Consider the following 13,674-nt stretch of genomic DNA (forward strand, 5'->3'; position numbering starts at 1 on the left):
CGCCCGCAGACGGTCAGAGCGAGCCGCTGGCGGCCACGCCGATGTTGTCGTCGTAGTCGACGTCCTTCGTCTCCGGGGCGAGGATGAGGGCGACGAAGGTGAGCACCGCCATCGCGGACAGGTAGACGCCCACCAGCCACGGGGCGCCGCCGGTCGCGGCCCACAGGGCCACCGCCACGATCGGGGCGAGAGCGGCGCCGAGGATCGAGGAGAGGTTGTAGGCGATCGCCGATCCCGAGTAGCGCACGTTCGTCGGGAACAGCTCGGGGAGGACGGCGCCCATCGGCCCGAACGTGGCACCCATGAGCATGAACCCGAACACGAGGAACGCCTGCACCATCGCCCCGGTGAACTTCGGGTCGGCCTGCGGCAGCAGGAACACGTTGAAGGTCAGTCCGAACACGATGATCAGCCCCGTGATCCACAGCAGCAGGCGCCGTCGGCCGATCGCGTCGGCGACGGGACCGGCCAGCAGGGTGAAGATGCCGAAGAAGACCACGCCGATGATCTGCATCAGCACGAAGTCGGTGTAGCCGAAGCCGAGCCCGGGGTAGAACTGGTCGGCGAACGCGGCCGCGTCGAAGCTCTGGCCGGATGCCTCCGCGGCCGTGCGGGCCGCCGCCGTGGCGGTATCGAGGTCGGCCGCCTTGGTGCCGTAGGAGAGCGTGAAGTTTGTCATCAGGTAGAACAGCACGTAGGTGGCCAGCATGATGAACGTGCCGAGCACGATCTGCCAGCCGTTGCGGCGGACCACCGTGACCAGGGGGAACTTGCGCAGCGCGCCGTGCGCTCCGGCCTTCACGAACGTCTCCGACTCCACCAGGCGCAGGCGCACCCACAGTCCGATGATCACCATGACGGCCGAGAACAGGAACGGCACGCGCCATCCCCACGCGAGGAACGCCTCGGACTGCTGCGTGGGGCCGTCGGGGTGCGGGAGGGCCCAGCTGATCGCGAGGAAAACGCTGTTGGCGATGATGAACCCGAGCGGAGCGCCGAGCTGCGGGAAGGTGCCGTACCAGGCGCGCTTGCCCTTCGGCGCGTTCTCCGTCGCCACGAGCGCCGCGCCGGACCACTCGCCGCCCAGCGCGAAGCCCTGGGCGAGGCGCAGGACGAGCAGGAGCACCGCGGCAGCGGCGCCGATGTCCTGGAAGGTGGGGAGGCACCCGATGAGGATCGTGGCGACGCCCATGGTGAGCAGGGACCACACCAGCGTGATCTTGCGGCCGAACCGGTCGCCGAAATGGCCGAAGACGATGGCCCCCAGCGGGCGGGCGATCATCGCCGCGCCGAAGACGCTGAACGACAGCAGCAGAGCGGTCGTGTCGTTCCCGGTGGGGAAGAAGAGCGCCGGGAAGACCAGCACGGCAGCGGTGGCGTAGACGTAGAAGTCGTAGAACTCGATCGTCGTGCCGACGAGGCTCGCGGTGATGACGCGAGAGCGGGGATTCGCCGGAGCGGTTCGGGGGGAAGTCATAGCGAGCGACAAGCTTACTCTCGGCGCCCGCCGATCCGGATCACGTCCAGAGCACCGCGATGGCCGCGTTCGCGAGCGTCAGCGCGCCGATCGACCAGAAGACGCCGGTCGGCACCGAGCCGCGCTTGCGCTGCCGTGCGGAGCCGATCCCGAGCAGCGCTCCGATGACGAGGAGGATGACGAGCTTGACGCCGATCTTGATGTAGTTCAGCTCGTACGACACTCCCCACGGAGCGGCGAGGGCGAGGCCCGCGGCGGCGGCGACGGCGAGGCCCCAGTTCATCAGCCGTGTCACGTTCCGACGGCCACCGATGGCCTCGACCGCCCATGCGCCGAAGAGCAGGGCGAACCCGACGAGATGGACGAGCACGACGAGGTGGCGAAGGAACTCCATGCGACACAACCTACGGCGCCGGATGCGAGGCCGCCAGCAAGGACGACCTCACCGTCGCCCCGTCAGCCGCGCAGCGCGCGGGCGACCAGAGCGGTGCGCACCGCGGCGTCCGCCGCTTCCGCACCCTTGTCCTCTTTCGAGCCCTCCAGGCCCGCCCGGTCGAGTCCCTGCTGTTCGTCGTCGAGGGTGAGCACGCCGAACCCGACGGGTCTGCCGGCGTCGAGCGACACGCGGGTGAGTCCGTCGGTGGCGGCGGCGGCGACGAAGTCGAAGTGCGGCGTGCCGCCGCGGATGATCACGCCCAGTGCCACGACCGCGTCGGCCCCGCCCGCGAAGGCGGCCTGCGCCGCCAGGGCGAGCTCGAACGAGCCGGGCACGCGCACGAGGCGGTGGTCGGCGCCGCTGGCATCCAGCACGCGTCGAGCGCCGGCGACGAGCCCGTCGGTGATGGTGTCGTGCCACGTGCCGGCGATCACGACGACGGAGAGCCCCGTCGCGTCGACGGGGGCGGGGGTCTGGGGTGCTCCGGTGCCGCTCATGCGCCGGCTCCTTCCTTCATCTGCGCGACCGCGTCGGCGAGGTCCTCCTCGGCGATGATGTGTCCCATGCGGTCGCGCTTGGTGGCGAGGTACTGGTGGTTGTTGGGTCCGACGCCGACCAGCAGCGGCACCTGCTCGACGATGTCGAGTCCGAGTTCGCGCAGCTGGCTGACCTTGTCGGTGTTGTTGGTGAGCAGGCGCACGCGCTCGACGCCGAGGTCGGCGAGGATGCCCGCGGCCGCGGCGTAGTCGCGCGCATCGGCCGGCAGCCCGAGCTCGAGGTTGGCGTCGACGGTGTCGTAGCCGCGCTCCTGCAGCCCGTAGGCGCGGAGCTTGTTGATGAGGCCGATGCCGCGTCCTTCGTGACCGCGCATGTAGACCACGACGCCGCCGTCCTGCTCGATCGCGTCGAGGGCGGCATCCAGCTGCGATCCGCACTCGCACTTCAGCGATCCGAACGCCTCACCGGTGAGGCACTCCGAGTGCACCCGCACGAGCGGGGCGTCGGAGGAGAGGTCGCCGGAGACGACGGCGATGTGGTCGGTGCCGGTCACGCGGTCCTTGTAGGCGAGGAAGCGGAACTCGCCGTGGGAGGTGGGAACGCGCGACTCCGCGCGCAGGCTCACGCGGCGGCGATGCGCGTGGCCGGACCGGGTGCCGTCGGGGTCGACCTCCCCGAGGTGCGCGATGAGCTGCTCGATCGTGATCACCGGCACGCCGTCGCGTCGACCGAGCTCGATCAGACCGGGAAGGCGCATCATCGACCCGTCCTCCGCGACGATCTCGGCGATCGCTCCCACCGGTTCCAGCCCCGCGAGCCGCATGAGCTCGACGGCGGCCTCGGTGTGTCCGCCGCGCTCCCGCACGCCGCCGTCAACGGCGCGCAGCGGCAGGATGTGTCCGGGGCGGATCACGCTCGACGGCGTCGACGCGGGGTTCGCCAGCACGTTGAGGGTGTGCGCGCGGTCGGCGGCGCTGATGCCCGTGGTGATGCCGTCGGCCGCGTCGACGCTCACGGTGTACGCGGTGCCGCGGGCGTCCTGGTTGGTCTCCACCATCGGCGGCAGGTCGAGGGCGTCGGCGCGATCGGCGGGCATCGGCGCGCAGATGAAGCCGCTGGACCATCGGACGGTCCACGCGATCCATTCCGGCGTCGCCAGCTGCGCGGACAGGATGACGTCGCCTTCGTTCTCGCGGTTCTCGTCGTCGGCGACGATGACCGGGCGTCCCGCGCGTAGGGCGTCGAGGGCGTCGGAGATGGGGGAAAGGCTCATCGGGAGCCTCCTTCCGGATCTGCGCCGGCGGTCGGCGCGAAGGCGAGGAGTCGCTGCACGTGGCGCGCGAGGATGTCGGTCTCGAGGTTCACGCGGTCACCGGCCGCGCGCTCGCCGAGGGTGGTGGCCGTGAGGGTCTCGGGGATGAGGGAGACCTCGAACCACGGCGCGTCGGCGTCGGCGGCACTCGCGGAGCTGACGGTGAGGGAGACCCCGTCGACGGCGATGGAGCCCTTGTCGACGACGAGGGGCGCGAGGTGAGCGGGCAGGCCGATCCGCAGCACGAGCCACTGCGCACCGGGCCGCACCTCGAGCACCTCGCCGGTGCCGTCGATGTGTCCCTGCACGATGTGGCCGCCGAGGCGCCCGCCGGTCGCGGTGGCCCGCTCGATGTTCACCCGGCGACCCGGCGCCGCCCCGGCGAGGGTGGACATGTCGAGCGTCTGCTTCATGACGTCGGCGGTGAACCCGTCGGCGGCCTGCTCGACGACGGTGAGGCAGACGCCGGAGACGGCGATGGAGTCGCCGTGGGAGGCGTCGGAGACCGCGATCGGCGCGCGCACCGTCAGCCGGACGCCGTCGCCGGAAAGCGCCACGTCGGTGATCTCGCCGAGTTCTTCGATGATTCCGGTGAACATTCACGCGCCTTTCGTCGGATCCGCCGTGGCGGAGGAGGGGTGGGCGATGATCCGCACGTCGTCGCCGAGTCGGTCGATCGAGACGGTGTCGAGCCGCAGGGCCGACCCGATGGTCGGCACGCCGATCTCGCCCAGGGCGAGCCGTGCACCGCCGAGCAGCACCGGGGCGACGTAGACGATCACGTCGTCGACGAGGCCGGCGCGCAGGAACGCCGAGGCGACGGCGGGCCCGCCCTCGACGAACACCCGATGGAAGCCGAGGCCGCGCAGCTCCGCCAGCACCGCGGGCAGGTCGTCGCCCGCGCGCTGGAGGAACGGGCGGGGATGCCGGCGCACGGCCGCATCGTGCGGGATGTCGCGGCGCCCGAGCACGAGCGGCACCGGCTGGGAGTCGTGCAGCGCGCCGGAGGGGGTGCGGGCGGTGAGGGCGGGGTCGTCGGCGAGCACCGTGCCGATGCCGGCGACGATGACGTCGGCCGCCGCGCGGCGGCGGTGCACGTCTTCGCGTGCCGCGGAGCCCGTGATCCACTGGCTCGTGCCGTCGGCGGCGGCGGCTCGTCCGTCGAGTGACTGCGCCCACTTCACCGTCACGTGCGGACGCCCGAGGCGCTGCACCGCGAGCCATGACCCGAGCAGGTCGGTGCCGTCGGCGGCGAAAACGGCCGGCTCCACGTCGATGCCGGCGGCGCGAAGTCGATCGGCACCGCCGGAGGATGCCTCTCCCGGGTCGTCGACGGCGAACACGACGCGGGCGATGCCCGCCGCGATGAGCGCTTCGCTGCACGGTCCGGTGCGCCCGGTGTGATTGCAGGGCTCGAGGGTGACCACGGCCGTGGCGCCGCGCGCGGCACCGTCGGACAGGTGCGACAGGGCGTCGACCTCGGCGTGCGCGGTGCCGGCGCCGCGGTGCCACCCCTCGGCGAGGATCTCACCGTCGGGGGAGAGGATGACCGCGCCGACCTGGGGGTTCGCGCCTCGCGGGCCGCGTAGGGCGAGGTCGAGGGCGCGGCGCATCGCGCTCTTCTCCGCCGCGGTGGCCGGCATCCGTCATCTCCTCGTCCGTCTGACCTCTGCTGCTGCAGATCATCGCGCACACGGAAGACGGGAAGCGGCGACGCGTCAGCGTCGCTCGTGCCACCTCCCATCCGGACTCGCGTCGGGTTTCCCCGTCGCATCACCGTCGGTTCCGGAATTCCACCGGATCAACCCGCATCGTCGTCCGTTCGGATCTCGAGGCGGGGTCGCGGACTTTCACCGCCGGTTCGGATTCTCACCGACCCCGGAGCACGTCGACACTCATTCTAGGTCAACCGCACGCGCGGGCATTCATTCCCGATGCGCGAGGTAACACCCCGGCCGTCAGTCGTCCTCCACCAGGGCGCGAGCCGTTCCCTCGTCGATGACGAGGTCGGTCACCAGGCCCGCCGCGATTGCGCCGCGCAGGCTCGCGAGCTTCGACTCGCCCGCCACGATGCAGCAGCGCCGCGGAACCTGCCGCAGCGCCGCGAAGTCGGGGCCCGTCGCACGTTCGTTCAGGGCGATGCCGTCGCTGGACCCGTCGGCGCGGAAGAAGACCGTGGCGACGTCGCCGACCACACCGTCCCGGGCGAGGGCGCCGAGATCGGACGGGTCGAGGAATCCGCCGGAGTATACGTGGCTGCGTACCCGCGCCGACGCGGACCCCACGCTGAAGAGCACGAGGCCCATCTTGTCCTGCGTCTCGAGGATGCGCCGCGTGCTGCGCTCGCGCCACAGCAGGCGCTTGGTCTCGGGGTCGTCGAAGAACGCCGGGACCGGGAATTGCTGCACGCTTCCGCGGTACGCCTCGCCGAAGCGGCTGAGGATCTCGCTGGCGTAGAGCAGGCCGGTCGTATGCGTGTTCCCCGAGCCGTTCAGCTGCACGAAGGTGGTGTCGTGCACGGGTTTCGGAATGAGGTGCGTGCTGACCGCGGCCAGCGTCGACCCCCATGCGACGCCGACGGTGAGCTCCGAGTGCACGAAGTCGTGGATCACGTGGGCGGCGCCGAGGGCGACGCGCGCCAGACGTTCCGCTTCGGGCAGGTCGCCGGGCATCGGCACCACGTGCGCGGTGACGCCGAGGCGCGTCGCGATGCGCGACTCCAGCGTATGAGGGGCCTCGTGCGGCGAGCGGATCCTGATGTCGACGATGCCCTGGGCGCGCGCGTAGGAGAGCAGCCGAGAGACCGTCGAGCGCGAGGTGCGCAATTCCCGGGCGATCGCATCCATGGTGCGGTTCTGCACGTAGTACAGGTGCGCCGCGGTGTGCGCGCGGTCTACACGGAATGCGCCTTCGCGCCCGTCGTCGATATCGTCCATGACGACATGGTTGCACATGTGTGCAGACCCGCTGAAATATCGCGCAGCGGTGTGATGATGGATACCGGATCGAAAGGACGACCATGACGGATCGAAACGCGCCCTCCCTCCGCACCGACCTCGCTGCCCGGCCTCACGCCGAGGTTCTGATCATCGGCGGCGGCATCAACGGTGTCGCCACCTTCCGCGACCTCGCGCTGCAGGGGGTGGATGTCGCCCTCGTCGAGAAGAACGACTTCATCAGCGGCGCCTCGGCCGGGTCGTCCCACATGATCCACGGCGGGGTGCGCTACCTCGAGAACGGGGAATTCCGCCTCGTCCACGAGGCCGTCCGCGAGCGCAACGACCTCATCGGCACGGCGCCGCACTACGTCAAGCCGCTGCAGACGACCATCCCGATTCACTCGGCCTTCTCGGGGCTGTTCAATGCCCCGCTGCGCATGCTCACGCATCGGTCGGGAAAGCCGAAGGAGCGCGGTGCGCTGCTGATCAAGGTCGGACTGACGATCTACGACGCCTTCTCCCGCAACGGCGGACGCGTTCCCCGGCACGAGTTCCACGGGCGCAAGCGTTCGCTTCGCGTGCTGCCGGATCTCGGTCCCGGCGTGAAGTACACCGCGACGTACTGGGACGCCGCGATCCGGGACCCGGAGCGCCTCGGGCAGGACCTCGTTCGCGACGCACGCGCCGCCGGGGGCGACCGCGCCCGCGCGGTCAACTACACGGCCGCTGTTGCCATCGACGGCGACCAGGTGGTGCTCGAAGACGGGCCGACCGGGCGGCGGATCCCCTTCTCCGCCCAGATCGTCATCAACGCGGCGGGTCCCTGGGCCGACCTCGTCAACGACGCACTGGGTCGAGAGACCCGCTACATGGCCGGGACGAAGGGGTCGCACATCGTCCTCGATCACCCCGAGCTGCTGGACGCGACCGGCGGGCGCGAGCTGTTCTTCGAGAACAGCGACGGACGCATCGTGCTCATCCACCCCCTCAAGGGCCGCGTGCTGGTGGGCACGAGCGACCTCGAGCACGACATCACGGAGCCGGCGGTGTGCACGGAAGACGAGGTCGACTACTTCATCGACCTCATCGCGCAGGTGCTGCCCGACATCGCCGTCGACCGGTCTCAGATCGTCTACCGCTTCAGCGGCGTGCGGCCGCTGCCCAGCCACGAGGACCTGCCGCCCGGCTTCGTCTCTCGCGACTACCGCGTCGAGCATGGCGAGCTGGTCGCGGATGGGCCGCGTCTGATCACGTTGGTCGGCGGCAAGTGGACGACCTTCCGCGCGTCGGCGGAGCACCTCTCCGACGACACGTTGAAAGAGCTCGGTCGCGAGCGCTCGGTGACCACGCGAGGCCTCGCGATCGGCGGCGGCAAGGGATACCCGGCTGACGAGCGGTCGCGCCAGGCGTGGGTGGAACGCCACGCCGACGGTGTCGGACGCGAGCGCGCGGCCGTCCTGCTTGCTCGCTACGGCACGATCGCGCGCGACGTGATCGACGCGATCGTCGAAGATGATGACGATCGCGCGCTCGAGACCCTCCCGGACTTCTCGACGGGAGAACTGCGCTTCCTCGCGGTCACCGAGGATGTCGAGCGCCTCGCCGACCTGCTTCAGCGGCGCTCGGACCTCGCTTTCACCGGGCGGCTGTCCCGCGAGATCTTTGCCGAGGTCGCCGAGGCCGTCGCGCCGGTCCTGGGGTGGGATGAGGCCCGCGTCGGCTCCGAGATCGCGCGCACGATGGATCAGTTGGCCGCCCTCCACGGATGGCAGGCGTCGGCCGACGCGAACATTCCGGCGTGAGAATGCACATATGTGCACGGCGGTTGCGACGGTGTTCACCCGCTGGCTAGGGTTCCGGAGTCGCAGGATCTCACGGTGACGTGATCGATCCTTCGACTCCACCCGACTCACGAAGGAGTGTCCACGTGAAACCGCAGCTGTACCGCCGGAATGCCTTCTGGCTGGTGCTCTCCCTGATCCTCGTCGCCGTGTCCGGCGTCGGGGCTTCGCTCGTCCAGACCGACGCCGGAAGCGTCGAGATCAAGGATCTGCGCTGGGAGACGCCCACCGGGAAGGCGATGAGCGCACTGCTCTACATCCCTGAGAGTGCCACCGCCGACAACCCCGCCCCGGGTGTCGTCGCCAGCCATGGCTGGTTCAACAACCGTGAAATGCAGGACCTGAACTACGTCGAGCTTGCGCGGCGAGGATTCGTGGTCATGTCGATCGACATGTACGGCCACGGCGACAGCGACTGGCTCGTCCCCGGCGAGGAGGCCGTCGCCGGCACCGGCATGTACGACGCCGTCAAGCTCATGCATGACCTGCCATACGTCGACGCTGAGGAGATCGGCGTGACAGGTCACTCCAACGGCGCCCGTGCCGCGAACTTCTCCGTGCTCGAGGACAACGAAGCCGACGAGCCGCTCATCGCCGCCGTGCTGCTGGTCGACAACGACCCGATCTACCAGAATCCCGAGACGGGGCAGTGGGTCAACATCTACGGCGCCCGCGACACGGGACTCATCCAGGCGAAGTACGACGAGTTCTTCTTCCGCACCTACGACGAGAACGGCGTCGTGCTCACCGCCCCTCGGGACTACGTCTCGACCGATAACGCGCAGTCCTTCCTGCACTTCGGAGCCGATCCGTCGTCGTTCACCGACGAGCGCGAGGCCGGGGTCTACTACGACGAGGCGATCGACGGCACCGACAGCTCCCGCGTGATCTACAGCCTCGACCAGACTCACCCGTGGTCCCACACGTCCGCGACGGCGGCAGGCGACCTGGTGGAATTCTTCGACACCGTGTTCGAGTCGCCGAATCCGATCGACGCCGCCAATCAGGTGTGGCAGTGGAAGGTCTTCTTCAACACTCTCGGACTCATCGGATTCGGAATCTTCCTCGTGGCGTTCGCCCGTGCTCTGGTGACGACGAAGATGTTCGCAGCAGCTCGCCTCCCCGCCCCTGACGCGCAACCACTGGCCGGACGCGCTGCGAAGCTGTGGTTCTGGGGTGGCCTGGCGGTGTCCGCCGTCGTCAGCGCCGTCACGTACGTGTGGCTGAGCCAGCAGGCCTTCACCGGTCTCGTGCCGGCGTTCATCCCGCAGACCCCGCCGTACTTCATCGGGTTCTGGGCCGCCGTCAACGGCGTCTTCACCCTCCTGGTGCTGTTGGCCGCGTGGTGGTTCACGATGCGTGGCTCGAACTCCGGCCTCGCCGCCCGCGGTCTCTGGCAGGGATGGCGGCCGTTCGGCGCCGGTGTCGCCGTCGCGCTGCTGACCGTCGTCGCGGCGTTTGGACTCGTGTTCGTCGTGGATTACTTCTTCCAGACCGACTTCCGCCTGTGGGTCCTCGCGGTGCGGGCGTTCACTCCCGACAAGATCGGCCTCGCGCTGATCGTTCTGCCGCTATTCGTGATCTACTTTGTCGCGAACTCCGTCGCCGTGAACGTCTTCAACCGTGTGACCATCGGTGGTCGCGAGTGGATCAACACTGCCCTGTTGGCGTTCTTCAACGCGCTGGGTCCGCTCGTCCTGGTCATCGCGCAGTACGTGACCTTCGCGGCAAGCGGTCACCTCATCCCGGGCTTCGGAGGCATCTTCAGCATCTGGCTGTTCCCGGTCCTGGTGATCCTCCCCGTCGCGGCGATCGTGTCGCGGAAGATCTACCGAGAGACGTCCAACCCGTACATCGGCGGGCTGATCATGGCGGCCGCCGTCGCCATGGTCTCCGCGTCGAATACGCTGACGTACGTCGTATGACCCGATGCGGGGCACCCGGTCCACGGGTGCTCCGCATCCCATCCGAGAAGAAAGAGGCGACGTGGCCGAACACGTGATCGCGATCGATCAGGGGACCACCTCGACCCGGGCGATCGTGTTCGATGCCCGAGGATCCGTCGTCACGAGCGCACAGCGCGAGCACGAGCAGATCTTCCCCAAAGCGGGTTGGGTCGAGCACGACCCCGAGGAGATCTGGACCAACACGTCGTGGGTCCTCGAAGCGGTGCTGGAGCAGTCCGGCCTCTCCGCGGGCGACATCGCCGGCATCGGCGTGACCAACCAACGCGAGACCGCTGTGGTGTGGGACCGTCGCACCGGACGCCCGATCGCCAACGCGATCGTGTGGCAGGACACCCGAACCCAGCCGCGCGTCGACCGTCTCGCCGCCGACGGCGGCGTGGACCGCTTCGCCGGGACGACCGGGCTTCCGCTGGCCACCTACTTCTCCGCCTCGAAGATCGCTTGGATCCTCGACAACGTCGAGGGCGCCCGCGGGGCCGCCGAGGCCGGTGACCTGCTGTTCGGAACGCCTGACTCGTGGGTGATCTGGAAGCTCACCGACGGGCGCGAGCACATCACCGATGTCACCAACGCCAGCCGCACGCTGTTGATGGATCTCGAGACCCTCGATTGGTCGGACGAGATGCTGCGGATGTGGGACATCCCCCGTTCGATGCTGCCCGGCATCCGCCCGTCTTCCGCCGTCGTGGGCGAGGTGGTCGAGCCCGCCCAGGCCGCCGGGATCCCGATCGCGGGGATCCTCGGCGATCAGCAGGCGGCGACGTTCGGCCAGGCTGCGTTCGAACCGGGGGAGTCGAAGAACACGTACGGCACCGGGAACTTCCTGCTCGTGGGCACCGGCACCGACATCGTCCGTTCGGGCAACGGTCTCATCACCACCGTCGCCTACCGGATCGGTGAGGAGCCGGCGCGCTACGCCCTCGAGGGGTCGATCGCGGTGACGGGATCGCTCGTGCAGTGGCTGCGGGACAACCTCGGCCTCATCCGCTCCTCCGACGAGGTCGAGGAGCTCGCCGGAGGCGTCGACGACGCCGGCGGCGCATACTTCGTGCCGGCCTTCAGCGGGTTGTTCGCCCCGCACTGGCGTCCGGATGCGCGCGGGGCCATCGTCGGGCTCACCCGCTACGTCAACCGGCATCACATCGCTCGCGCGGCCCTCGAGTCGACCGCCTTCCAGTCGTGGGATGTCATCGAGGCCGTCGAGGCCGACACCGGCCACCCGCTCGAGGAGCTGCGGGTGGACGGCGGCATGACGAAGAACGACCTGCTCATGCAGTTCCAGGCCGACATCCTCGGCATCCCGGTCGTGCGCCCGCAGGTGGTCGAGACCACGGCGCTCGGCGCGGCCTACGCGGCCGGCCTTGCCACCGGAGTGTGGGCCGACCACGACGAGCTGCGGGCGCACTGGCGCGAGGACCGCCGGTTCGAGCCGCGCATGAGCACCGACGAGCGCGACCGGCGACGTCGGCTGTGGCGCAAGGCCGTGTCGAAGTCCCTGGACTGGGTCGATGACGACGCGCGCGTGCTCATGGGCACGACCGACGACGGCGGGTCACTTCAGCAGTCGTGACAGGCGGCGATCGGCGAGGATCTTGCCGCCGGTCTGGCACGTCGGGCAGTACTCGAGGGAGTTGTCGGCGAAGAAGACGCTGCGCACCTCGTCGCCGCAGACCGGACACGCCTCGCCGCGCCGGGCGTGCACCTTCATGCCGCGGCGCTTGGCGTCCTTGAGGTCGGCCGGTGGCTTCCCCGACGCGGCGGCGAGGGCCTCCGCGATCGTCGCCTGCATCGCCTCGTACAGGTGCGAGACGGTGTCGGCGTCGAGCGACGACGCCAGCGCGTAGGGCGACATCCGCGCGGCGTGCAGGATCTCATCCGAGTAGGCGTTGCCGATCCCGGCGATGAGGCTCTGGTCGCGCAGCACGCCCTTGATCTGCGTGCGACGACCGGCGAGCACGCCCGCGAGGGTGTCGACGGTGAAGGCCGGATCGAGCGGGTCGGGCCCGAGGCGGGCGACGCCGGGCATATCCGCCGGGTTGCGCACGATCGACACCGACAGCGACTTCTTGGTGCCCGCCTCGGTGAGGTCGAAGCCGGACCCGTCCGACAGGGCGACGCGCGCGGCGATGGGGGACTTGCCCGGGCGGAGAGCCGTCGCCGGCAGGGCGTCGTACCAGCGGAGCCATCCGGCCTTGGCGAGGTGGAAGACCAGGTGCAGGACGGCGTCATCCGTCGTTGCGGTGGGGGTGGCTGTGGCAACGTCGGTTGTGGCTGGGGCGGTTGGGGCGGTTGCGGTGGTTGCGGCGACGTCGAGGAACTTGCCGTGTCGACTCACGCCCGTGATCTCCGCGCCGTGCAGCGACTGCACCGGCGGGTCGTAGGTCTTCAGGGCCGCGATGTTCGTGACGGTGACTTTGGTGACGGTCAGTCCGGTGATCCGCCCGTCGAGGTAGTCGACGAGTCCCTGCACCTCCGGCATCTCGGGCATGCCCTCATCCTGGCACGGCGGGGCGGCCGCTGGGCGGGCAGGGGTCGGCGGCGGGGCGCAGGCTGGTGCCGGCCGCCGGATCGCGGGAGGGATCCGTCAGGCGGGCGTCGGCGGGTTGGCGCGTGGCGCGACACGGTCAGGACGCGGTCGCCGACGGCTCCAGGATCGGCCACGGCTGCGGGGAGCGGTCATCGCCCGGCAGCAGGCCGGCGAGCCACGCATCTTCCCGGCCGCGGTGGCTGGGGAGCGCCATCCGCGACATGCCTTCGAAGTGGAATCCGAGTGCGCGAGCGGCACGTGCCGAGGCGAGGTTGCCGACCGCGGCGCGCCATCCGATCCGTGCGTAGGCGCCACCTGCCGGGTCCAGCCCCCAGTCGAGCGCGGCCCGGGCGGCTTCGACGAGCACGCCGCGGCCGCGCGCGGCGGGCGCGATCCAGTATCCGAGTTCGGCGGAGTCCGCGGACGTGCGGTTCAGCCCCACGACGCCGAGCAGTGCCGTGCCCTCGCGGATCGCCCACGTCTGCTCGACGCCGGTGCGCCAGCGATCTTCGGCTCCGGTGCAGAACTCCTCGGCGTGGTGTCGCTCGTACGGCGCGGGCACCGTCGTCCACCGTTGGATCTCCGGATCCTGGCATGCGGCGAACACGGCGTCGACGTCGGCCGCCTCCGGCGCCGTCAGCACGAAGCGTTCGGTGGCCAGGTCGACGGCGCGCATC

12 protein-coding genes are annotated in these 13,674 nt (G+C 70.0%); 3 read left to right on the forward strand and 9 right to left on the reverse strand.

Annotation, left to right across the window (positions count from 1 at the left end; all coding sequences use genetic code 11):
* Positions 1–13: 13 nt before the first annotated feature.
* The 7 genes from ACGG9C_RS02140 to ACGG9C_RS02170 form a co-directional block, all read right to left on the reverse strand.
* Positions 14–1,477 (reverse strand): MFS transporter, encoded by a 1,464-nt coding sequence (locus tag ACGG9C_RS02140; protein ID WP_176759416.1) that lies wholly within the window; start codon positions 1,475–1,477, stop codon positions 14–16.
* 40 nt (positions 1,478–1,517) lie between these two features.
* Positions 1,518–1,871, reverse strand: coding sequence for a Fe-S protein (locus ACGG9C_RS02145; protein ID WP_194383572.1), 354 nt, complete (start codon positions 1,869–1,871; stop codon positions 1,518–1,520).
* A 62-nt stretch (positions 1,872–1,933) separates the two neighbouring features.
* Positions 1,934–2,410, reverse strand: a complete 477-nt coding sequence (ribH, locus tag ACGG9C_RS02150) for a 6,7-dimethyl-8-ribityllumazine synthase (protein WP_390178171.1) — start codon at positions 2,408–2,410, stop codon at positions 1,934–1,936.
* Positions 2,407–3,684, reverse strand: coding sequence for a GTP cyclohydrolase II (gene ribA, locus ACGG9C_RS02155; protein ID WP_194383571.1), 1,278 nt, complete (start codon positions 3,682–3,684; stop codon positions 2,407–2,409). The genes ribH and ribA overlap by 4 nt, the downstream gene beginning before the upstream one ends.
* Entirely contained in the window at positions 3,681–4,322 is a 642-nt protein-coding gene (locus tag ACGG9C_RS02160; protein WP_071044675.1) for a riboflavin synthase, read from the reverse strand. The genes ribA and ACGG9C_RS02160 overlap by 4 nt, the downstream gene beginning before the upstream one ends.
* Complete coding sequence (gene ribD, locus ACGG9C_RS02165; RefSeq protein WP_390178172.1) at positions 4,323–5,366, reverse strand: bifunctional diaminohydroxyphosphoribosylaminopyrimidine deaminase/5-amino-6-(5-phosphoribosylamino)uracil reductase RibD; 1,044 nt, start codon at positions 5,364–5,366, stop codon at positions 4,323–4,325.
* Between the two features lie 315 nt (positions 5,367–5,681).
* Entirely contained in the window at positions 5,682–6,659 is a 978-nt protein-coding gene (locus tag ACGG9C_RS02170; protein WP_228480791.1) for a sugar-binding transcriptional regulator, read from the reverse strand.
* A gap of 83 nt (positions 6,660–6,742) precedes the next feature.
* Here ACGG9C_RS02170 and ACGG9C_RS02175 point away from each other — a divergent pair, with 83 nt between their 5' ends.
* The 3 genes from ACGG9C_RS02175 to glpK all read left to right on the forward strand — a co-directional run bounded on the left by ACGG9C_RS02175 (position 6,743) and on the right by glpK (position 12,040).
* Complete coding sequence (locus ACGG9C_RS02175) at positions 6,743–8,464, forward strand: glycerol-3-phosphate dehydrogenase/oxidase (protein ID WP_286795405.1); 1,722 nt, start codon at positions 6,743–6,745, stop codon at positions 8,462–8,464.
* A 125-nt stretch (positions 8,465–8,589) separates the two neighbouring features.
* Positions 8,590–10,428, forward strand: coding sequence for a dienelactone hydrolase family protein (locus ACGG9C_RS02180; protein WP_288420089.1), 1,839 nt, complete (start codon positions 8,590–8,592; stop codon positions 10,426–10,428).
* Between the two features lie 61 nt (positions 10,429–10,489).
* Positions 10,490–12,040, forward strand: a complete 1,551-nt coding sequence (glpK, locus tag ACGG9C_RS02185) for a glycerol kinase GlpK (protein WP_390178173.1) — start codon at positions 10,490–10,492, stop codon at positions 12,038–12,040.
* On the opposite strand, the gene ACGG9C_RS02190 is transcribed toward glpK, so the two are convergent.
* Entirely contained in the window at positions 12,023–12,958 is a 936-nt protein-coding gene (locus ACGG9C_RS02190; RefSeq protein WP_390178174.1) for a DNA-formamidopyrimidine glycosylase family protein, read from the reverse strand. The genes glpK and ACGG9C_RS02190 overlap by 18 nt on opposite strands.
* A gap of 136 nt (positions 12,959–13,094) precedes the next feature.
* A complete protein-coding gene (locus ACGG9C_RS02195; RefSeq protein WP_286718480.1) occupies positions 13,095–13,673 on the reverse strand; it encodes a GNAT family N-acetyltransferase in 579 nt (192 codons plus the stop codon).
* Position 13,674: the final 1 nt, after the last annotated feature.

Source organism: Microbacterium sp. MTN4-26, assembly GCF_042846595.1.
Lineage (GTDB): Bacteria > Actinomycetota > Actinomycetes > Actinomycetales > Microbacteriaceae > Microbacterium > Microbacterium luteum.

What these genes read in the sequence shown, in the direction of transcription:
- ACGG9C_RS02190 (WP_390178174.1), bottom strand. Translation starts at nt 12,958, where the DNA reads ATGCCCGAGATGCCGGAGGTGCAGGGACTCGTCGACTACCTCGACGGG.
- ribH (WP_390178171.1), bottom strand. Translation starts at nt 2,410, where the DNA reads ATGAGCGGCACCGGAGCACCCCAGACCCCCGCCCCCGTCGACGCGACG.
- ACGG9C_RS02195 (WP_286718480.1), bottom strand. Translation starts at nt 13,673, where the DNA reads ATGCGCGCCGTCGACCTGGCCACCGAACGCTTCGTGCTGACGGCGCCG.
- ACGG9C_RS02145 (WP_194383572.1), bottom strand. Translation starts at nt 1,871, where the DNA reads ATGGAGTTCCTTCGCCACCTCGTCGTGCTCGTCCATCTCGTCGGGTTC.
- ACGG9C_RS02170 (WP_228480791.1), bottom strand. Translation starts at nt 6,659, where the DNA reads ATGGACGATATCGACGACGGGCGCGAAGGCGCATTCCGTGTAGACCGC.
- ACGG9C_RS02160 (WP_071044675.1), bottom strand. Translation starts at nt 4,322, where the DNA reads ATGTTCACCGGAATCATCGAAGAACTCGGCGAGATCACCGACGTGGCG.
- ACGG9C_RS02140 (WP_176759416.1), bottom strand. Translation starts at nt 1,477, where the DNA reads ATGACTTCCCCCCGAACCGCTCCGGCGAATCCCCGCTCTCGCGTCATC.
- ribD (WP_390178172.1), bottom strand. Translation starts at nt 5,366, where the DNA reads ATGCCGGCCACCGCGGCGGAGAAGAGCGCGATGCGCCGCGCCCTCGAC.
- ACGG9C_RS02175 (WP_286795405.1), top strand. Translation starts at nt 6,743, where the DNA reads ATGACGGATCGAAACGCGCCCTCCCTCCGCACCGACCTCGCTGCCCGG.
- ribA (WP_194383571.1), bottom strand. Translation starts at nt 3,684, where the DNA reads ATGAGCCTTTCCCCCATCTCCGACGCCCTCGACGCCCTACGCGCGGGA.